Source organism: Sulfuricella sp., assembly GCA_041651995.1.
Classification (GTDB): domain Bacteria; phylum Pseudomonadota; class Gammaproteobacteria; order Burkholderiales; family Sulfuricellaceae; genus Sulfurimicrobium.
In genome coordinates, this window is record JBAZID010000001.1 from 625,969 (window position 1) to 645,235 (window position 19,267).

Sequence of the window (19,267 nt, forward strand, 5' to 3'; positions counted from 1 at the left end):
TGCCGGTAAGATTTATTTCTCTTGCTCGCGCAAGCCTTTACCCAGCATGTAGACCTCGGTACTGCGCCCCCTGGAGGCTTTGGGCTTGCGCACCAGAACCTGGGAAAAGCAGGTGCGCATTTCACGCACAAAGTCTTCAAATCCCTCACCCTGAAAAACTTTGACCAGAAAACTCCCCTCTGGTTTCAGGTGCTGGCGCGAAAACTCCAGGGCCAACTCGGCAAGATGCATGCTGCGCGCCTGATCCACGATGCCAACACCGCTGATATTGGGGGCCATGTCGGAAATCACAAGATCCACCGGCCTACCCCGCAAAGCATCGTCGAGTTGGGTTAACGCAGCGTCCTCACGGAAATCGCCCTGTATGAAGAGCGCCCCGTGCACGGGATCCATGGGCAAAATATCAAATGCGACCAGCACACCAGATGGTCCAATCTTCTTCGCCGCCACCTGGGTCCAGCCGCCGGGCGCAGCCCCCAGATCGACCACGGTCAGGCCAGGCTTGAGCAGATGGTCGCGCTCATCTATCTCCATCAACTTGTATACGGCTCGCGAGCGGTAACCTTCCTTGCTGGCCAGCAGCACGTAAGGGTCATTGACATGCTCGCGCATCCAGGCCTTGCTGGTTCGGCTTCGTTTCATAGGGTAAACTGTCGCATTTTTTGGAACATTAAAAGCATGTTGAACCTAACTCCCGGTCAGCGCCGTTTTTTGCGCGCTCAGGCCCACTCGCTCAACCCCGTGGTGTTGATCGGCGATGCCGGGTTGAGCGAAGCGGTAATGAAAGAAATCGAGCGCAGCCTGAACAGTCATGAACTGATCAAAATCAAGGTCGCCAGCGGTGATCGCGAACAGCGCGAAAAAATGCTGATGGAAATTTGCACCGCGCTGGAAGCGGCTCCAGCACAGCATATCGGCAAAACACTGGTCATTTACAAAGCCGCGAAAAAGCCCAAACTGGCCCTGCCCAAAAGCTAGCTCCGGCGCGGCGCCAGCACCAGCACCAGCCCAAGCAGGCTTTGTATCATGTATACAATACTGGAGACGCCATGCCAGCGCGCAAACCGGTCGCGAAACATGCTCTCCATGACTTCCTTTGGCAAAGCCTGACTCTTGAGACCTTCAAGAATCGGCTGAATGCCGAAGTGGCTGGCGATTGCCAATAACAGCATTACCAGCGCAGCCCAGAAAAATCCCTGTTTCATTGCGCTGCCGCCATAAGCTGCGATGCGATGAATCACCAGATAAAACCCGCACACCATGCCGATATAGGCGACGAGGGTAAACATCTTCCCTGCCAGCATGCCGGCCATGCTTTTGTCGCCCAGGGCCGAAAACAGCACTGGCGCGGCAAGGTAACCAATCGCCCACAGGGCGCCTACCCATAGCGTGACCGCAATCAGTGCCAGCTTGTCAGCAAGACGATTCATCAAATGTACTTCACATCCAGAATTTCATATTCGCGAATGCCGCCCGGCGCCTGGACTTCCGCCATGTCGCCAGCCGGCTTTCCGATCAGCGCACGGGCAATGGGAGAGCTGATGGAAATCTTGCCCTGCTTGATATCGGCCTCGTCGTCACCCACGATCTGATAGATCGTCTTGTCACCGCTTTCCATGTCTTCCAGCTCTACCGTCGCGCCAAATACGCAGCGGCCTTCCGCATCGAGCAGCTTCGGGTCGATGATCTGGGCATTGGAGAGCTTTCCCTCGACTTCGGCGATGCGCCCTTCGACGAAGCTCTGGCGCTCCTTGGCCGCATCGTACTCGGCATTTTCCGACAGGTCGCCATGGGAGCGGGCTTCTGCAATGGCAGCAATCACACTGGGCCGTTCGACGTTTTTCAGGTTTTGTAGTTCGGCGCGCAACAATTCAGCTCCGACCACAGTCAGTGGCACTTTACTCATTACTCTATATTCCTTAATACAAATCCACCCGCTAACCCCTCCCGGCCTCCCCTGTCAGGGGAGGAGGGAACGGGCTCCCCCTGACAAGGGGGATTCAAGGGGGGGTAAATAACAATGCGGATTGGGTTGCCCCAATCCGCACAATTCAAGCTCCCAGCCGGTTCAACGTAGACGCTGGTGCAACTCCTGCAGGCCGTATACCTGCAATTCCTTCATGTGCTGCATGCCGATGCACGCCGCACGCGCTCCGGACAAGGTGGTGTAATAAGTAATCCGCTGCTGCAGGGTGGCATGACGGATGGCGTAGGAATCCTGCACCGCACGCTTGTCTTCCACGGTATTGATGATCAGGCTGATCTCGCCGTTCTTGATCAGGTCGACAATATGCGGGCGTCCCTCATGCACCTTGTTCACCGCCGTGACCGGGATGCCTGCCGCCTGGATTGCCGCCGCCGTGCCGCGCGTGGCATAGAGACCAAAACCAAGTTCAGACAGATTGCGGGCGATATCCAGCACTCGCTCCTTGTCCGAATTCCTCACGCTAATCAGCGCCTTGCCGCCAGATGGGAGCTTCACGCTTGCGGCCATTTGCGACTTGAGGAAGGCTTCGGCAAAAGTATTGCCCACGCCCATGACCTCGCCGGTGGATTTCATTTCAGGGCCGAGTATGGGATCCACCCCGGGGAACTTGATGAAGGGGAATACCGCCTCCTTCACCGAGTAGAAAGGAGGAATCACTTCGCGTGTCACGCCCTGCTGCTTCAGACTCTGGCCCACCATGCAGCGCGCAGCGACCATGGCCAGCGGCACGCCGGTGGCCTTGGATACGAAAGGAACGGTACGCGAAGCGCGCGGATTGACTTCCAGTACGAAGACCGTCTCGCCCTGAATGGCAAACTGCACGTTCATCAGCCCGATCACGTTCAGACCCTTGGCCATGGCGACAGTCTGGCGCCGCAACTCATCCTGCAGCTTTTGCGACAGGCTGTAGGGCGGCAGGGAACAGGCCGAGTCGCCGGAATGCACGCCAGCTTCCTCGATGTGCTCCATGATGCCGCCAATCAGAACGTCGGTGCCGTCGCAGATGGCATCCACGTCCACCTCGGTGGCGTCATTGAGGAATCGGTCAAGCAATACCGGAGAGTCATTGGAAACCTTGACCGCCTCGCGCATGTAGCGTTCGAGATCGGACTGCTGGTGCACAATTTCCATGGCACGGCCGCCCAGCACGTAGGAAGGGCGCACCACCAGGGGGTAGCCGATTTCTTCCGCCGCCTGGATGGCCGCCTCAGGCGCCCGCGCTGTGCGGTTGGGCGGCTGCTTGAGCTTGAGGTCTTGCAGCAGCTTCTGGAAACGTTCGCGATCTTCGGCGGCATCGATCATGTCCGGCGTGGTGCCGATGATGGGCACCCCGTTGGCTTCCAGGTCGCGCGCCAGCTTGAGCGGCGTCTGGCCGCCGTACTGCACGATCACGCCGTAAGGCTTTTCGACATGGACGATTTCCAGCACGTCTTCCAGCGTCAGCGGCTCGAAATACAGGCGGTCGGAAGTATCGTAGTCGGTGGAAACGGTTTCCGGGTTGCAGTTGACCATGATGGTCTCGTAACCGTCTTCGCGCAATGCGAATGCCGCATGCACGCAGCAGTAGTCGAATTCAATACCCTGGCCGATGCGGTTGGGTCCGCCGCCCAGCACCATGATCTTTTTCTTGCCGGTGGGCGCGGACTCGCACTCTTCCTCGTAGCTCGAATACATGTAGGCGGTATGCGTGGCGAATTCGGCGGCGCAGGTATCCACGCGCTTGTACACCGGACGCACGCCCATGGCATGGCGCGCACTGCGCACTTCGTGCTGGGTCACGCCCAGCAGTTTGGCCAGCCGGCGATCCGCAAATCCGCTGCGTTTGAGGCGCCGCATCTCGTCGCGCGAGAGATCGGCCAGCCTGCGCCCGGATAGCGCCTGCTCCTGCTCGACCAGGTCCTTCATTTGCGCCAGGAACCAGGGGTCAACATGGGTCAGCTGGTAAATTTGTTCCTGGGACATGCCGCAGCGCATGGCGTCCGCGATGTACCAGATGCGTTCCGGGCCAGGCTCGCCCAGCTCGGTTTCCAGCACATCGATATCCGTGGTCTTTTCATCCAGACCGTCGTTGCCGGTTTCGAGGCCGCGCAGGGCTTTCTGCAGCGACTCCTGGAACGTGCGCCCCATCGCCATGACTTCACCCACCGATTTCATCTGGGTAGTCAGGCGGTCATTAGCCTGGGGAAATTTTTCGAAGGCGAAACGCGGGATCTTGGTCACCACGTAATCGATGCTCGGCTCGAAAGAGGCTGGAGTGGCGCCGCCGGTGATGTCGTTCTGCAGCTCGTCCAGGGTGTAGCCGATCGCCAGCTTGGCCGCCACCTTGGCAATGGGGAAGCCGGTGGCCTTGGATGCCAGCGCCGAGGAACGCGACACGCGCGGGTTCATCTCGATCACCACCATCTGCCCATTCTTTGGATTGATGCCGAACTGCACGTTGGAACCGCCGGTTTCCACACCGATTTCACGCAGCACCGCCAAACTAGCGTTGCGCATGATCTGGTATTCGCGGTCGGTCAGGGTCTGGGCCGGAGCAACGGTGATGGAGTCACCGGTGTGCACGCCCATGGCGTCAAAGTTCTCGATCGAGCAGATGATGATGCAGTTGTCCTTCTTGTCCCGCACCACCTCCATTTCGTATTCTTTCCAGCCGATCACCGATTCCTCGATCAGCAATTCGCGCGTGGGCGATGCCTCCAGGCCGCGCTCGCAGATGGCGACAAACTCTTCCTTGTTGTAGGCAATGCCGCCGCCGGAGCCGCCCATGGTAAAGGACGGACGGATAATGGTGGGGTAGCCCACCATGGCCTGCACCTGGAAGGCTTCTTCCAGGCTGTGGGCAATCGCGGCGCGCGGGCAGGCGAGGCCGATCTTCTCCATCGCCTTCTTGAATTTTTCCCGGTCCTCGGCCTTGTCGATCGCCTCGCGCGTCGCACCGATCATTTCCACCGAATACTTTTCCAGCACCCCGTGCCTGGCCAGATCCAGCGCGCAATTCAAGGCCGTCTGCCCGCCCATGGTCGGCAGCAACACATCGGGGCGCTCTTTTTCGATAATCTTTTCCACCACCTGCCAGGTAATCGGCTCGATGTAGGTGGCATCCGCCATGCCAGGGTCGGTCATGATGGTGGCCGGATTGGAGTTCACCAGAATGACGCGGTACCCCTCCTCGCGCAGGGCCTTGCATGCCTGGGCGCCGGAATAATCGAATTCACAGGCCTGGCCGATGACGATCGGGCCGGCGCCGATGATAAGGATGGATTTTATGTCGGTACGTTTTGGCATTTCTTTTAGGTGAGGGGTGAGGAGTGAGGAGTGAGGCGAAAGTCCGCGCCCTACTCCTCACTCCTCACCCCTCACTCCTCACTTTTTCTGTTGCATCATGGAGATGAAGCGGTCGAACAAATACGCCACGTCGTGCGGCCCCGGGCTTGCTTCCGGGTGGCCCTGGAAGCTGAACGCCGGCACGTCGGTGCGGCTCAACCCTTGATTGCTGCCGTCAAACAGGGATTTGTGCGTCACGCGCAGGTTGGTGGGCAGCGTGGCCGGATCGACCGCAAAACCGTGGTTCTGGCTGGTGATCATCACCCGGCCACTATCCAGATCCTGCACCGGATGGTTGGCGCCATGGTGACCGAACTTCATTTTCATGGTTTTGGCGCCCGAAGCCAGCGCCAGCAACTGATGGCCGAGGCAGATGCCGAAGGTGGGAATCTTCTTCTCCAGCACCTGCTGGATCGCGCTGATGGCGTAATCGCACGGCTCGGGATCCCCCGGGCCGTTGGACAGGAACACGCCATCCGGATTGAGCTTGAATACTTCTTCCACCGGCGTTTGCGCCGGCAGCACGGTAACCTTGCAGCCGCGCTCGGCAAGCATGCGCAGGATATTGCGCTTGACGCCGTAATCGTAGGCCACGACATGGAATTTGGGCGCCGCCTGTCGGCCGAAGCCGCCCTCCAGCTTCCACTCGCCCTCCAGCCAGACTTCGCTGCTGGTGCGGCTCACCACCTTGGCCAGGTCCAGACCGGCCAGGCCGGAAAAACCGCGCGCCAGCTCCAGCGCACGGACCTCGTCCACCTCGCCCGCCATCAGGCAGCCGCTCTGGGCGCCTTTGTCGCGCAGGATGCGCGTCAGCTTGCGGGTATCGACATTGGCGATCGCCACCACATTGTGGCGCTTGAGGTATTGCGGCAGGGTTTCCGTTTCGCGCCAGCTGCTGGACAACAAGGGCAGGTCACGAATCACCAGCCCGGCGGCATGAATCCCTGTGGATTCGGCATCTTCAGGATTGGCGCCGGTGTTGCCGATGTGGGGATAAGTGAGGGTAACGATCTGACGGCAGTAGGAGGGGTCGCTAAGGATTTCCTGGTACCCGGTAAGCGCGGTGTTGAACACCACCTCACCCACGGCATGGCCTGTCGCGCCAATGGAAATACCGCGAAACACTGTTCCATCTGCGAGCACGAGTATGGCTGACTGGTGTTGCGGCACAAGAACTCTCCGAATCTGTATCGAGTGGCCCGATACCGGGCCCGGACATGCAAAGCGGGACGAGCTTTCCGCCCATCCCGCCTGCACTAACTGCGTGAAATTATACCGTAAAACCGGGCTTGATTCAACGCAGACCGAGCACATCCTGCATGTCATACAGCCCGGCACCCCGCCCGGCAAGGAAGCGCGCGGCACGCAGGGCACCGAGCGCAAAAGTGGCGCGGCTGCTGGCCTTGTGGGTAATTTCCACGCGCTCACCGATGCCGGCGAACAGCACGGTGTGATCACCCACGATATCGCCGCCGCGCACGGTGGCAAAGCCGATGGTGGAGGGTGAACGCTCGCCGGTCACCCCTTCGCGGCCATACACCGCGCACTCGGCCAGATCCCGGCCCAGCGCCTCCGCCACCACTTCACCCAGGCGCAGGGCAGTGCCAGAAGGCGCATCCACCTTATGGCGGTGATGCGCCTCGAGCACTTCAATATCGTAACCTTCGTTCAGCACCCGGGCTGCCGTATCCAGCAATTTGAACAGCAGGTTGACGCCCACGCTCATGTTCGGGGCGAAAACAATGCCGCAGTCGTGACTGACTGCAAAAATCCTTTCCTTTTGCTCGGGCGTGAAGCCGGTCGTGCCGATCACCATCTTTACGCCCTGCTTGCGGCACAGCTCCATGTGCTGCAACGTCGCCTCGGGGCGGGTGAAGTCGACCAGCACATCGCAGCCTCGCAGCGCGGCGGCTGCATCCTCGCGAATCAGCACGCCATTGGGCGAACCGATCAATTCTCCCGAGTCCTTGCCCAGGTACGGACTGCCCGCACGCTCCAGCGCCGCGTGGACACGCATATCCGACATTTGCGCCAGCGCTTCCAGCAGCGCACGCCCCATTCTTCCCGAACTGCCCGCAATCGCAATATTCAGCATGTTTATTCCGCTTTTGGCGCTGGCTGAGTTTCAACGGGCACCGCCCCGGCAGCAGGCTTGGCACTTCCGGCCGGCACAACGTCACCCTCGATACGCAACAGCAAATCGTTTTCGAATACCGCCGTGACACGGCTCTGCTCCGTCAAATTCCCGGCTTTCTGGTAGCGATAGACATAATCCCAGCGGTTGGGATGAAAAATATCGGTCACCAGCGGCGTTCCCAGAACAAAACGCACCTGGGACCGGGTCATGCCGGGCTTGAGGCGGGACAGCATGTCCTGTGTCACCACGTTACCCTGCTGGATGTCGATCTTGTAAACCGATGGAGCCATGGGAATATAGGAACAGGCTGGCAGAAGCAAAGCCAGAACAATAATGGATAGGCGCATGGATGGGCTTTTGTTGTTCATGAAAGTTGGCAGCTGTTTATAAAAAATCCCGGCCCTGCGCCGGATTTGTTTAATGAATTTCTTATATTATGATAGCCCAATTTGACGCTTCGAGCATACAGCATGAGCCAACCCAACGACCTGAAGAACGCCGGCCTCAAGGCCACGCTGCCGCGGCTGAAGATACTCAACCTGTTTGAGACCAGCGAAGTGCGCCACCTGACGGCGGAAGACGTATATCGTATTTTGCTTGCGGAAGATGTGGATGTGGGCCTGGCGACGGTTTACCGCGTTCTGACCCAATTCGAGGCGGCGGGACTGCTGGTGCGCCACCACTTCGAGGGCGGGAAAGCCGTATTCGAACTCAATCAGGGCCACCACCACGATCATCTGGTGTGCTTGCAATGCGGCATGGTGGAGGAATTTTACGACCCGGAAATCGAACGCCGCCAGGAGCAGGTCGCCAAAGAACGCGGTTTCCGCATTCAGGAGCACTCGCTTTACCTCTACGCCGACTGTATCAAGGATAACTGTCCGAACAAGGCGTAGTTCTGGCGCCATTTCAGCAGATTCCTACTGCGTCCCAAGCATCTCCGCGGCATGCTGCCGGGTAGTATCCGTAATGGTCACGCCACCCAGCATGCGCGCCACTTCCTCAATCCGCTGCACCCGATCAAGAACCGCAATCCGGCTCACCACCTGACCGTCCAGTGTAGCTTTGCTCACCTGCCAGTGCTGGCGGCCCAAAGCCGCCACCTGGGGCAGATGGGTGATACATAGCACCTGACGCTCGCCTCCCAATCCTTGCAGCATTTTTCCCACCACTTCCGCCACGCCGCCGCCGATACCCACATCCACCTCGTCAAATATCAGGGTGGGCACCGCCGCCACTTTACTGGTCACCACCTGGATCGCCAGGCTGATGCGTGACAACTCGCCGCCGGAAGCCACCTTGGCCAGATGCTTTGGCGCCAGGCTGGAATGCGAACTCACCAGAAACTCGACCTGCTCCAGGCCATGCGCATTGCCCTCAGCCAGCAGCTGGAGCGCCACTTCGAAACGGCCGCCCGCCATCGCCAGTTGCTGCATCGCCTCACTCACCCGGGCACCCAACTCCTGCGCCGCGAACTTCCGGGCCACGCTCAATTTTCCGGCTCTGGCCAGGTAGGCCGCCCTCGCCTCCGCTTCCTGGAGCCGCAAGGCTTCCGCCGAGCCCAGCTGCTGCAACCCGTCCAGCCGTGTGCTGCGCTCCTGCAACAAGGCCGGCAAGGCTTCCGCCGCTACCCGGTATTTGCGCGCCATGTCATGCACCTGTTCCAGCCGCTGCTCGATCTGGCGCAGGCGATCCGGGTCCAGATCCAGGCGCTGCACATAATGGCGCAGGCTGTATGCCGCCTCCTGCATCTGCGCGGCAGCCGAATCAAGAATGGCCAAAGGCTCGCCCAGGGCGGAATCAAATGCCACCACCTTGCCAATCCGCCCGATCAGGCCACTGAGCTGGGAAAGCAGGGCCTGATCGCTTTCGGCGAGCAGTTCCACGGCAAATTGAGCATTTTCCAGCAGGCTCGCGGCGTGTGCCAGACGGGCATGCTCCGCCTGCAATTCAGGCCATTCCTCCGGCCCCAGGTCAAGCGCCCGCAACTCGCGCACCTGCCACTCAAGCCGCTCCAGTTCAGCAGCAGCCGCCGCGGAATCCTGTTCCCATGCCAGGCATCGCCCATGCAGGACCTGCCAGTTGCGGTAATCCTGGGCCACCTCATGAACCAACTCCTCAAGCCCGGCATAGCCATCGAGCAGTTCACGCTGCGCCGCAGGTTTGAGCAGGGACTGATGCGCGTGCTGGCCATGAATATCGACCAGATACTCTCCCGCTTCACGCAACTGTTGCAGCGTGACGGCGCCACCATTAATGAATGAACGTGAGCGCCCACTCGCATCAATCGTTCGTCGCATCAGGCAAACGCCGGGTTCATTCAGCAATCCATTTTCGTCCAGCCAGGTCTCAAGCGCCGGAATTTCAGCGCTATCGAATTCAGCCGATATTTCTGCCCGCTGGCAACCGGCGCGCACCACCCCGGCATCGGCCCGTTCGCCCAGCACCAGGGCCAGTGCGTCGATCAGAATGGATTTTCCGGCGCCGGTTTCACCAGTCAGCACGGTAAAACCGGATTCAAACTCCAGCTCCAGCCGGTCAACGATGACAAAATCGCGGATACTCAAGGAAAGCAGCATTTAAAGCTTCTCGCCCCAGCGCAGCTTCTGGCGCAATGTATCGTAATAACTGTGTCCCAGCGGATGAATCAGGCGGATGTTGTTCTCGGAGCGGCGCGCCACCACCCAGTCATTCTGCAGCAGGTCCATGTGGCTCTGGCCATCGAAGTGAGCACTGGCATCAACCGCGTGCAGCACGAGAATCTCCACCACGCTGTGGCTATTGACTGCAATCGGCCGGTTGCTCAGGGTATGCGGGCAGATCGGCACCAGCACCATCGCTTCCAGCGTGGGATGCAGAATGGGCCCCCCGGCGGACAAGGCATAAGCTGTGGATCCGGTTGGCGTAGCCACGACCAGGCCATCGGAGCGCTGGCTATAGACAAACTGTCCATCGATGAATACCTCAAGCTCGATCAGGCGCCCGGACACGCCCTTGCTCACCGCCACATCATTGAAAGCATAGGCCTGGAAAACAATCTGGCCCTGGCGGCGCACGGCGGTGTGAAGCAGAAAACGCTCCTCGGCGGTGTATTCGCCCGCAAGAATCTCCTCCATGGTCTCCAGCATATGTTCAATGGAAACATCTGTCAGAAAACCCAGCCGCCCCTGGTTCACGCCCACCAGAGGCACGTCGAATTCGATCAGCTCACGCGCAATATTCAGCATCGTGCCATCGCCCCCAAGGACCACGGCCAGATCGGCGCGCGCACCGATCTCCGCCATGCTCACCGCGGCATACGGAACCGGCCCGATGCGTTCCGCGGTCTGTTGCGCCAGCAACACCTCCAGATTGCGCTGCTTGAGAAAAGACGCCAGACGCAGCAACGGCTCGCCGAGCTCTGCGCTATTGTATTTACCAATCAGGGCGACGGTCTGGAAGGGTGTATTCATGGCCGGAATTATAACCGCAAGTTATTGCCCGCAAGAGATGCAAATCAGTAAAATGGGGCGATGCTTAATGAACGTTCACAATTACTGCTCAAAACCCTGGTCGAACGCTATATCGCTGAAGGACAGCCGGTTGGCTCGCGCACCTTATCCAAACATTCCGGCCTCGACCTCTCCGCTGCCACCATCCGCAATGCCATGGCGGACCTGGAAGAAATGGGCTTCATCATCAGCCCGCACACATCAGCCGGAAGAATCCCGACACCGCGCGGGTACCGCTTCTTTGTCGACACCCTGCTCAAAATCCAGCCTCTGGATGCAGTGCAGCTGCACCAGCTGGAAAACCAGCTCCACCCGGCCGGCAAGCAGCAGCTTATCGCCTCCGCCTCCCGCCTGTTGTCGGATCTGACCCGGTTCGCGGGCATTGTAATGACGCCAAAACGCCACTCGCCGGCCTTTCGCCACCTGGAATTCCTGCCGCTGTCGGAAAAGCGCATCCTGCTTATCATCGTCACTACCGACGATAACGTGCAAAACCGCATCCTTGCGACCGACAAATCCTATTCCCCGTCAGAACTCTCCCAGGCTGCCAATTTTTTCAACCAGAATTACGCCGGCAGCACGCTGGAAGATGCGCGCACCCGCATGCGGGAAGAGTTGAAACACCTGCACCTCAACATGACCACGCTCATGTCCGCGGCCCTTGATGCCAGCAGCCAGGCGTTACAGCCCAGCGAAGGCTATGTTCTGTCTGGCGAAAAAAACCTGCTGCATGTGGACGACCTTTCATCCAACATGACCTCGCTGCGCAAGCTGTTCGATGCCTTCGAGCAGAAAACCACCCTGATCCAGCTACTGGATGTCAGCCAGGGCGCGCAGGGCGTGCAAATATTCATCGGCGGCGAATCCGGCCACGTCCCGCTCGATGAATGCAGCGTCGTTACCGCCCCGTATGAAGTGGACGGACAGGTGGTCGGCACTCTGGGCGTCATCGGGCCGACCCGCATGGCTTACGAACGGGTTATTCCGATCGTGGACGTCACCGCCAAGCTGCTGGGCAGCGCGCTTTCCTACCACTGAGAAAAAATGCCCTATCTTCCAGAACCGCCGCACGCCCATGGCACGCCCAGCAAGACCGGCGTCCTGCTGATCAACCTCGGCACCCCGGCAGCGCCTACCCGGCAGGCGCTGCGGCCCTACCTCAAACAGTTTCTCAGCGATCCGCGCGTGGTCGAGATTCCGCGCGTGCTGTGGTGGCTGATTCTCAACGGCATCATTCTCAACACCCGTCCCGGCAAATCGGCGCAGAAATACGCCCAGATCTGGACCAAGGAAGGGTCCCCGCTGTTCGCCCACACCCGCAAACAGGCGAAGATGCTGCAAGGTTATCTGGGCGAACGCACCAAGGCACCGCTGGCGATCGAATTCGCCATGCGCTACGGCAACCCGTCCGTGCCGTCAGCCATTGCATCGCTCCGGGAGCAGGGCTGCGAGCGCATCCTCGCCCTGCCGCTGTATCCGCAATATGCGGCGAGCAGCACCGCATCCGCGCTGGACGCGGTGTTCCAGCACCTGCTGCAAAGCCGCAACATGCCGGAACTGCGCACCGTGCGGCACTACCACGACCACCCCGGCTATATCGCCGCGCTGGCCAACAGCGTGCGCGAACACTGGCAGCAGCATGGCCGCCCGGACCAGCTGATCATGAGCTTTCACGGCGTGCCCAGATACACCCTGGACAAGGGCGACCCCTACCACTGCGAATGCCACAAAACCGGGCGCCTGCTGGCGGAAGCGCTGGGCCTCGCGCCCGACAAATTCCAGATCACCTTCCAGTCACGCTTCGGCCGCGCCGAATGGATCCAACCCTATACCGCCCCCACCCTGCAAATGCTGGGCAAAAAAGGCGTCAGGCGGGTGGACGTGATCTGCCCCGGCTTTGCCGCCGACTGCCTGGAAACCCTGGAAGAAATCGCCATGGAATGCAAGGCGGATTTCCTCAATGCCGGCGGCCAGGAATTCCACTACATTCCCTGCCTCAACGAGCGCGACGACTGGATCCGCGCCCTGTGCGACATCACTCTCAACCACCTGCAAGGCTGGCTGCAGGAGACACCCGGCCCCGCCGCCGCGCTGGAAAGCAGGGCGCGGGCGATCGCCATGGGCGCAAAGGATTAGCCCGGCCAGAATTTATTTCAACTGTAAGCCGGATCAATAACCCTAGAAACCCCAGTTCGATAACCACGGAGGGCACGGAGAACACAGAGAAAGGCGGTTTGCGGTCATTTATGGCCTCACCCAAGGGGTGAATGCCAAACATCATGCAATCTATGGTTTTTACTCCGTGTTCTCCGTGTTCTCCGTGAACTCCGTGGTTAACCGCTTTTTATAGGATAACTCCTCAAGTTTCGCCCTTCCTTGCCGTTAAAAACAGGGCAAGTTTCCCCATCCAACAATCCCAAGAAATAGCAGGAAACTTGCATTTTTCTTCACGGGATTGATCATGAAAATCGCCAGTTCGGACATCACTTTAAGCAGCCAGCACGCCAGCGTGGAAAAACACTCGGTACGCGAATCGCTGCGCGCCTGGATTGGAGCTGAACGCCCGGATTTCGAGGGGCGCGGCAGGCCGCTCAACCGCCCCGCCATGGACCATGTTTCCATCTCGGATCAGGGCAAGGCGGCACAGAAATCCGATCCCGTTTCGGATGCCCAGGAAGCCGTGGACAACGACCCGCGCATGCAATTGCTCATCAGCATGGTGGAAGTCATGACCGGCAGAAAAATCCGCATCCTCTCCATGAAGGACCTGCAACCCGCCGACACGGCGGCGCCGGGACCGGCACAGCCCCCCAGGGCCGCCGAACAACAGGCAGCCGCACCGCAATCAGCCGGTTTCGGCGTCGAATACGAACGCCATGAAACCCGTTACGAAGCCGAGCAAACCAGTTTTCAGGCCCAGGGCACGGTTACCACCGCCGACGGGCGGGAAATTTCATTCAGCCTGCAACTCTCCATGAGCCGCGAGCACCTGGAGCAAAGCGATATCAGCGTTCGCCTTGGCGATGCGGCGCGCCAAGCCAAGGACCCGCTGGTGATCAACTTCAGCGGCAGCGCCGCCCAGCTGACCGCCGCCAAATTCAGCTTCGATCTCGATGCCAATGGCAGCAGCGAGCAGATTTCCTTCGTCGCCCCCGGCAGCGGCTTCCTCGCCCTCGACATAAACCAGGACGGCAAGATCAACAATGGCAGCGAGCTGTTCGGCCCGGCCAGCGGCAACGGCTTCAGCGAGCTGGCCGCTTACGACCAGGACGGCAACCTGTGGATTGATGAAAACGATGCCGTATTTTCGCAGCTCAGGATATGGAGCAAGAATGCCCAGGGCAACGACCAGCTCGCCACCCTGAAAGCAGCCGGCGTGGGCGCGCTGTACCTGGGCAACGTTTCGACCGAGTTCAGTATCAAGGATGCCAGCAACCAGCTTGAAGGCCAGATTCGCTCCACCGGCATCTATCTCGGCGAGAGCGGCGGCGCCGGCACCCTGCAGCAGATTGATCTGGCCGTCTGAAGGCGGGCCGCGCCAATACCGCACAAATTTTCAAAACCATGCGCTTGAAATGGGAAAAACAGCGCCCATGTTGCCTCCAGTTAATCAGGAGGCGATTCATGCAAGACGAACAACCCACACTGGAACAACAGGCCGAGGAAGGCAGGATCGAAACCATGCCCAGCATGGAAGAGCTGCTCAAGCAGGCCGAGCTGACGGCACAGGAACATCACGATGCCTGGTTGCGCGCCAAGGCCGATGCCGAGAATATCCGCAAGCGAGCGCAGAGCGATGTCGCCAATGCGCACAAATATGCGGTGGAAAACTTCTCCAACGAACTGCTGGCGGTAAAAGACAGCCTCGAAGCCGCGCTGAATGTCGAAACAGCCACGGTCGAGAGCTTCAAGAGCGGCGTCGAACTCACGCTCAAGCAGCTGGTCGCTGCATTCGAGAAATTCAACATCACTGAAATCAATCCCGCCGGCGAGAAATTCGATCCGCACAAGCACCAGGCCATCAGCATGGTGGACAGCGATGCCGAGCCCAATACCGTGGTCACGGTATTGCAGAAAGGCCACTTGCTGCACGACCGCATCCTGCGTCCGGCGCTGGTGATGGTCGCAAAAGCCCGCGCAGCGTAAGCCGCTGGCACCGCTTGAAAGCCGCGCACTCAACCCCACTTTAGCAGCAAGGGTTTTTCAAGCCCGCCGTCATTGCGAGCAAAGTGAAGCAATCTCGCCTTTTGAAGTACAGATTGTTTCGCCGCTTCGCTTCTCGCAATGACCAAGCGTAAACCACAATGAATTTTGAATTTGCTTAATTAAATTAAGGAATAATCATGGGAAAAATCATCGGTATTGACCTGGGCACCACCAACTCCTGCGTATCCGTCATGGAAGGCGGCCAGCCCAAGGTAATCGAAAACTCCGAAGGCACGCGCACCACGCCCTCAATCGTCGCCTACGCCGAGGACGGCGAGATCCTGGCCGGCGCACCCGCCAAGCGCCAGGCTGTCACCAACCCGAAGAACACCCTGTACGCAGTGAAGCGCCTGATCGGCCGCCGCTTTGATGAAAAAGAAGTGCAGAAAGACATCGGACTGATGCCTTACTCCATCGTCAAGGCGGACAACGGCGACGCCTGGGTGGAAGTGCGCGGCAAGAAAATGGCCCCACCGGAAGTTTCCGCGCAAGTGCTGCGCAAGATGAAGAAAACCGCCGAGGATTACCTGGGCGAGGAAGTCACCGAAGCGGTCATCACCGTACCGGCCTATTTCAACGACAGCCAGCGCCAGGCCACCAAGGATGCCGGCCGCATCGCCGGCCTGGAAGTGAAGCGCATCATCAACGAACCGACCGCGGCCGCGCTGGCTTTCGGCATGGACAAGAAGGAAGGCGACCGCAAGATCGCGGTGTATGACCTGGGCGGCGGCACTTTCGACATTTCCATCATCGAGATCGCCGAGATCGACGGCGAGCACCAGTTCGAAGTGCTATCCACCAACGGCGACACCTTCCTCGGCGGCGAAGATTTCGACAACCGCGTGATCGACTACCTGGCCGACGAGTTCAAGAAAGAGAACGGCATCGACCTGCGCAACGACCTGCTCGCCAAACAGCGCCTGAAGGAAGCTGCGGAAAAGGCCAAGATCGAGCTTTCTTCCAGCCAGCAGACCGATGTCAATCTGCCCTATATCACTGCCGATGCGACCGGACCGAAGCACCTGGTGGTCAAGATCACCCGCGCCAAGTTCGAAAGCCTGGTGGAAGACCTGATCGAACGCACCATCGCTCCCTGCAAGCAAGCCATCAAGGATGCCGGTGTGAAGATCACCGACATCGAGGACATCATCCTGGTCGGCGGCCAGAGCCGCATGCCCAAGGTGCAGGAGAAAGTGCAGGAATTCTTCGGCAAGGAACCGCGCAAGGACGTCAACCCGGACGAAGCCGTGGCCGTCGGCGCATCCATCCAGGGCGGCGTGCTGCAGGGCGAGGTCAAGGACGTGCTGCTGCTCGACGTGACCCCGCTGTCGCTGGGCATCGAGACCATGGGCGGCGTGATGACCAAGCTGATCCAGAAAAACACCACCATCCCGACCAAGGCCTCGCAGGTGTTCTCCACCGCGGACGACAACCAGAACGCCGTGACCATTCACGTGCTGCAGGGCGAGCGCGACGTGGCTTCGGGCAACAAGAGCCTGGGCCAGTTCAACCTCTCCGACATTCCACCGGCACCGCGCGGCATGCCGCAGATCGAGGTCACTTTCGACATCGACGCCAACGGCATCCTGCACGTGTCCGCCAAGGACAAGGCCACCGGCAAGGAGAACAAGATCAAGATCCAGGCCAGCTCCGGACTTTCCGACGAGGAAATCCGCCGCATGGAGCAGGACGCCGTGGCACACGCCGAGGACGACCGCAAGACCGTGGAACTGGTCAACACCCGCAACCAGTGCGATTCCATGATTCACTCGGTGAAGAAATCCCTGGGCGAATACGGCGACAAGATTAGCGCCGACGAAAAAACCGCGATCGAAACCGCCCTGGCTGCGGCTGAAGAAGCCCTCAAAGGTAACGACAAGGACGACATCGAAGCCAAGACCAAGGCCCTCGCCGAGGCCTCGCACAAGCTGGCCGAAAAGATGTATGCCGAACAGCCGCAAGGCCAGGCCGCAGGCGGCGAGCACAAGGCCGAAGACGACAACGTGGTGGATGCCGAGTTCGAAGAAGTCAAAGACGAAAAAAAGTGAGGAGTCAGGGGCTAGAGGTGAGGGGTGAGGGGTGAGGGGTGAAGGGGAAAGACACCATGCGTGCCTCATCCCCGGCCTCTCACACCTCACCCCTCTCACCTCACCCCTCACCATAAATGAGCAAACGCGACTATTACGAAATCCTCGGCGTCAACCGCGACGCCTCGGATGATGAACTCAAGAAAGCCTACCGCAAACTGGCGATGAAGCACCATCCGGACCGCAATCCGGACAATCCCAAGGCGGAAGAACACTTCAAGGAAGCCAAGGAAGCCTACGAGATTCTCTCGGACAGCGGCAAGCGCGGCGCTTACGACCAGTACGGCCACGCCGGGGTTGACCCGCAGGCCGGCATGGGCGGCGCAGGCGGCGCGGGCATGGGTGGTTTTGCCGATGCCTTCGGCGACATCTTCGGCGACATCTTTGGCGGTGGTGGTGGCGGCGGACGCGGCGGACGTTCCAATGTCTATCGCGGCGCGGACCTGCGCTACAACCTCGAAATCTCGCTGGAAGACGCAGCGCGGGGCGCGGAAACCAAGATCCGCATCCCCACCATGGAAAAATGCGACACCTGCAACGGTTCCGGCGCCAAGCCCGGCACCCAGCCGGTGACCTGCACCACCTGTGGCGGCCACGGGCAGGTGCGCATGCAGCAGGGCTTCTTCTCCATCCAGCAGACCTGCCCGCGCTGCCACGGCAGCGGCAAGATGGTGCAAAGCCCCTGCGGCACCTGCCAGGGCTCCGGCCGCGTCAAGCAGCACAAGACGCTGGTGGTCAAGATTCCATCCGGCGTGGACGAGGGCGACCGCATCCGCCTCTCCGGCGAGGGCGAGGATGGCGTCAATGGCGGCCCGCCGGGCGACCTCTACGTCGTCATCCAGATCAAGCCACACGGCGTGTTCCAGCGCGACCACGACGACCTGCACTGCGAAATGCCGATCAGCTTCACCGTTGCCGCGCTGGGCGGGGAAATCGACATCCCCACCCTGGACGGCCACGCCAAGATCAAGATTCCCGCCGAAACCCAGAGCGGCAAGGTCTTCCGCCTGCGCGGCAAGGGCATCAAGGGCGTGCGCAGCCAGCACCACGGCGACCTGATGTGCCACGTCATCGTGGAAACCCCGGTGAGCCTGACCGAGAGGCAAAAGGAATTGCTGCGCGAGCTGGAAGCCCTCAACCAGGCCGACGGCGACCGCCACAACCCGCGCGCCAAGTCGTGGATGGACAAGGTCAAGGCGTTCTTTGGGCCATAAGCAGGTCGGGCTTTAGCCCGATAAATCGGACTCACCCGTTAAGGGTTTCCCCGCCGGATATGGATGCTTCGCATCTCTTTCCGGCGAGAGAGTTCGGCCTGCAGTTCAATCATTAAAGACCGGATTAATATTCTGGTGTAAAACCGTACAAAGCAAAACTCCCAACGGGAATCGAGTCTGCCCCCTTCTCGGCCCCCATGTGACGCAAAACGTCACATCCTGACAGAATGCGAGCGTCATTCCAAAAACAGAACGCAGATGGAAGCAAGATTTTATGTTTTTTGCGGGGATTTCCACAAAAAACCAAAGCTGGCACGCATCATGCTTCACACCCTGCAAACACTTCTGTGTTTTGTTTACCTAAACAACTCTCGAGGAGAAGAACCATGAAACGTGTACAACAAGGTTTTACATTGATCGAACTGATGATCGTGGTTGCGATTATCGGCATTCTGGCCGCAGTAGCGATTCCGGCTTATCAGGACTACACCGTCAAGTCCAAGCTTTCGGAACTGACCAGCGTTGCCTCCCCCGCAGTGTTGGGTGTTGGCGTTTACTGCAGTGAAAATAATGGCACTATCGGGACTATCACTGGCGCCTCCCTGTCCGCCTTGCAGATCAGCGCACCAGCCAACGCAAAATATGTATCAGGTGTCGCCACTAGTAGCGCTGGCGTGGTTACAGCCACCTCAACCGGGGCCAATGGCGTGCCCTCTGGCACCATTATTTGGACGCCTAACTGCTCTGCCAATGGAACATCGTGGGCCGTTTCTGGCACTGGCGGTATTGTTGCGAAATACTGGCCGAAGTCCTAATCTTTA

General features: G+C 59.6%; 18 protein-coding genes. 9 read left to right on the forward strand and 9 right to left on the reverse strand.

Annotated features, from left to right (window positions below; all coding sequences use genetic code 11):
- Positions 1 to 12 precede the first annotated feature (12 nt).
- The gene (rlmE, locus tag WC392_02995; GenBank protein MFA5241324.1) at positions 13 to 642 is read right to left on the reverse strand and encodes a 23S rRNA (uridine(2552)-2'-O)-methyltransferase RlmE; all 630 of its coding nucleotides are present in this window, start codon (positions 640 to 642) and stop codon (positions 13 to 15) included.
- A 36-nt stretch (positions 643 to 678) separates the two neighbouring features.
- On the opposite strand from rlmE, the gene yhbY reads away from it, so the two are divergent.
- A complete protein-coding gene (yhbY, locus tag WC392_03000; GenBank protein MFA5241325.1) occupies positions 679 to 978 on the forward strand; it encodes a ribosome assembly RNA-binding protein YhbY in 300 nt (99 codons plus the stop codon).
- Here the strand turns inward: yhbY and WC392_03005 are convergent.
- The 6 genes from WC392_03005 to WC392_03030 all read right to left on the reverse strand — a co-directional run bounded on the left by WC392_03005 (position 975) and on the right by WC392_03030 (position 7,816).
- Positions 975 to 1,430, reverse strand: coding sequence for a DUF4149 domain-containing protein (locus WC392_03005; GenBank protein MFA5241326.1), 456 nt, complete (start codon positions 1,428 to 1,430; stop codon positions 975 to 977). The genes yhbY and WC392_03005 overlap by 4 nt on opposite strands.
- Positions 1,430 to 1,906, reverse strand: coding sequence for a transcription elongation factor GreA (greA, locus tag WC392_03010; protein MFA5241327.1), 477 nt, complete (start codon positions 1,904 to 1,906; stop codon positions 1,430 to 1,432). Before greA ends, WC392_03005 begins: the two co-directional genes overlap by 1 nt.
- Before the next feature lie 162 nt (positions 1,907 to 2,068).
- Complete coding sequence (carB, locus tag WC392_03015; GenBank protein MFA5241328.1) at positions 2,069 to 5,272, reverse strand: carbamoyl-phosphate synthase large subunit; 3,204 nt, start codon at positions 5,270 to 5,272, stop codon at positions 2,069 to 2,071.
- 78 nt (positions 5,273 to 5,350) lie between these two features.
- Positions 5,351 to 6,481, reverse strand: a complete 1,131-nt coding sequence (gene carA, locus WC392_03020; protein ID MFA5241329.1) for a glutamine-hydrolyzing carbamoyl-phosphate synthase small subunit — start codon at positions 6,479 to 6,481, stop codon at positions 5,351 to 5,353.
- A 124-nt stretch (positions 6,482 to 6,605) separates the two neighbouring features.
- Positions 6,606 to 7,412, reverse strand: coding sequence for a 4-hydroxy-tetrahydrodipicolinate reductase (gene dapB / locus WC392_03025; GenBank protein MFA5241330.1), 807 nt, complete (start codon positions 7,410 to 7,412; stop codon positions 6,606 to 6,608).
- The gene (locus WC392_03030; protein ID MFA5241331.1) at positions 7,409 to 7,816 is read right to left on the reverse strand and encodes an outer membrane protein assembly factor BamE; all 408 of its coding nucleotides are present in this window, start codon (positions 7,814 to 7,816) and stop codon (positions 7,409 to 7,411) included. The genes dapB and WC392_03030 overlap by 4 nt, the downstream gene beginning before the upstream one ends.
- Before the next feature lie 102 nt (positions 7,817 to 7,918).
- On the opposite strand from WC392_03030, the gene fur reads away from it, so the two are divergent.
- Positions 7,919 to 8,344 (forward strand): ferric iron uptake transcriptional regulator, encoded by a 426-nt coding sequence (gene fur / locus WC392_03035; protein ID MFA5241332.1) that lies wholly within the window; start codon positions 7,919 to 7,921, stop codon positions 8,342 to 8,344.
- Between the two features lie 24 nt (positions 8,345 to 8,368).
- Here the strand turns inward: fur and recN are convergent, their stop codons facing one another.
- Together recN and WC392_03045 are read right to left on the reverse strand one after the other, a co-directional pair.
- Complete coding sequence (gene recN / locus WC392_03040) at positions 8,369 to 10,027, reverse strand: DNA repair protein RecN (GenBank protein ID MFA5241333.1); 1,659 nt, start codon at positions 10,025 to 10,027, stop codon at positions 8,369 to 8,371.
- Positions 10,028 to 10,900: an NAD kinase gene (locus WC392_03045; GenBank protein MFA5241334.1), complete on the reverse strand. Its 873-nt coding sequence runs from the start codon at positions 10,898 to 10,900 to the stop codon at positions 10,028 to 10,030.
- 60 nt (positions 10,901 to 10,960) lie between these two features.
- Here WC392_03045 and hrcA point away from each other — a divergent pair, with 60 nt between their 5' ends.
- The 7 genes from hrcA to WC392_03080 all read left to right on the forward strand — a co-directional run bounded on the left by hrcA (position 10,961) and on the right by WC392_03080 (position 19,261).
- On the forward strand, positions 10,961 to 11,977 hold the full coding sequence (gene hrcA, locus WC392_03050) for a heat-inducible transcriptional repressor HrcA (GenBank protein ID MFA5241335.1): 1,017 nt from the start codon (positions 10,961 to 10,963) through the stop codon (positions 11,975 to 11,977).
- A gap of 6 nt (positions 11,978 to 11,983) precedes the next feature.
- Positions 11,984 to 13,075, forward strand: coding sequence for a ferrochelatase (gene hemH, locus WC392_03055; protein MFA5241336.1), 1,092 nt, complete (start codon positions 11,984 to 11,986; stop codon positions 13,073 to 13,075).
- A gap of 325 nt (positions 13,076 to 13,400) precedes the next feature.
- On the forward strand, positions 13,401 to 14,465 hold the full coding sequence (locus WC392_03060) for a hypothetical protein (GenBank protein ID MFA5241337.1): 1,065 nt from the start codon (positions 13,401 to 13,403) through the stop codon (positions 14,463 to 14,465).
- Between the two features lie 98 nt (positions 14,466 to 14,563).
- Positions 14,564 to 15,085: a nucleotide exchange factor GrpE gene (grpE, locus tag WC392_03065; protein ID MFA5241338.1), complete on the forward strand. Its 522-nt coding sequence runs from the start codon at positions 14,564 to 14,566 to the stop codon at positions 15,083 to 15,085.
- A gap of 197 nt (positions 15,086 to 15,282) precedes the next feature.
- Positions 15,283 to 17,193 carry a molecular chaperone DnaK gene (gene dnaK / locus WC392_03070; protein MFA5241339.1) on the forward strand — a complete coding sequence of 637 codons (1,911 nt, stop codon included), beginning with the start codon at positions 15,283 to 15,285 and terminating at the stop codon, positions 17,191 to 17,193.
- 116 nt (positions 17,194 to 17,309) lie between these two features.
- Positions 17,310 to 18,446 carry a molecular chaperone DnaJ gene (gene dnaJ / locus WC392_03075; GenBank protein ID MFA5241340.1) on the forward strand — a complete coding sequence of 379 codons (1,137 nt, stop codon included), beginning with the start codon at positions 17,310 to 17,312 and terminating at the stop codon, positions 18,444 to 18,446.
- 386 nt (positions 18,447 to 18,832) lie between these two features.
- Positions 18,833 to 19,261 carry a prepilin-type N-terminal cleavage/methylation domain-containing protein gene (locus tag WC392_03080; GenBank protein MFA5241341.1) on the forward strand — a complete coding sequence of 143 codons (429 nt, stop codon included), beginning with the start codon at positions 18,833 to 18,835 and terminating at the stop codon, positions 19,259 to 19,261.
- Positions 19,262 to 19,267: the final 6 nt, after the last annotated feature.

What these genes read in the sequence shown, in the direction of transcription:
- hrcA (MFA5241335.1), top strand. Translation starts at nt 10,961, where the DNA reads ATGCTTAATGAACGTTCACAATTACTGCTCAAAACCCTGGTCGAACGC.
- greA (MFA5241327.1), bottom strand. Translation starts at nt 1,906, where the DNA reads ATGAGTAAAGTGCCACTGACTGTGGTCGGAGCTGAATTGTTGCGCGCC.
- grpE (MFA5241338.1), top strand. Translation starts at nt 14,564, where the DNA reads ATGCAAGACGAACAACCCACACTGGAACAACAGGCCGAGGAAGGCAGG.
- WC392_03030 (MFA5241331.1), bottom strand. Translation starts at nt 7,816, where the DNA reads ATGAACAACAAAAGCCCATCCATGCGCCTATCCATTATTGTTCTGGCT.
- dnaK (MFA5241339.1), top strand. Translation starts at nt 15,283, where the DNA reads ATGGGAAAAATCATCGGTATTGACCTGGGCACCACCAACTCCTGCGTA.
- yhbY (MFA5241325.1), top strand. Translation starts at nt 679, where the DNA reads ATGTTGAACCTAACTCCCGGTCAGCGCCGTTTTTTGCGCGCTCAGGCC.
- WC392_03005 (MFA5241326.1), bottom strand. Translation starts at nt 1,430, where the DNA reads ATGAATCGTCTTGCTGACAAGCTGGCACTGATTGCGGTCACGCTATGG.
- fur (MFA5241332.1), top strand. Translation starts at nt 7,919, where the DNA reads ATGAGCCAACCCAACGACCTGAAGAACGCCGGCCTCAAGGCCACGCTG.
- WC392_03060 (MFA5241337.1), top strand. Translation starts at nt 13,401, where the DNA reads ATGAAAATCGCCAGTTCGGACATCACTTTAAGCAGCCAGCACGCCAGC.
- rlmE (MFA5241324.1), bottom strand. Translation starts at nt 642, where the DNA reads ATGAAACGAAGCCGAACCAGCAAGGCCTGGATGCGCGAGCATGTCAAT.
- carB (MFA5241328.1), bottom strand. Translation starts at nt 5,272, where the DNA reads ATGCCAAAACGTACCGACATAAAATCCATCCTTATCATCGGCGCCGGC.
- dnaJ (MFA5241340.1), top strand. Translation starts at nt 17,310, where the DNA reads ATGAGCAAACGCGACTATTACGAAATCCTCGGCGTCAACCGCGACGCC.
- hemH (MFA5241336.1), top strand. Translation starts at nt 11,984, where the DNA reads ATGCCCTATCTTCCAGAACCGCCGCACGCCCATGGCACGCCCAGCAAG.
- WC392_03080 (MFA5241341.1), top strand. Translation starts at nt 18,833, where the DNA reads ATGAAACGTGTACAACAAGGTTTTACATTGATCGAACTGATGATCGTG.
- WC392_03045 (MFA5241334.1), bottom strand. Translation starts at nt 10,900, where the DNA reads ATGAATACACCCTTCCAGACCGTCGCCCTGATTGGTAAATACAATAGC.
- recN (MFA5241333.1), bottom strand. Translation starts at nt 10,027, where the DNA reads ATGCTGCTTTCCTTGAGTATCCGCGATTTTGTCATCGTTGACCGGCTG.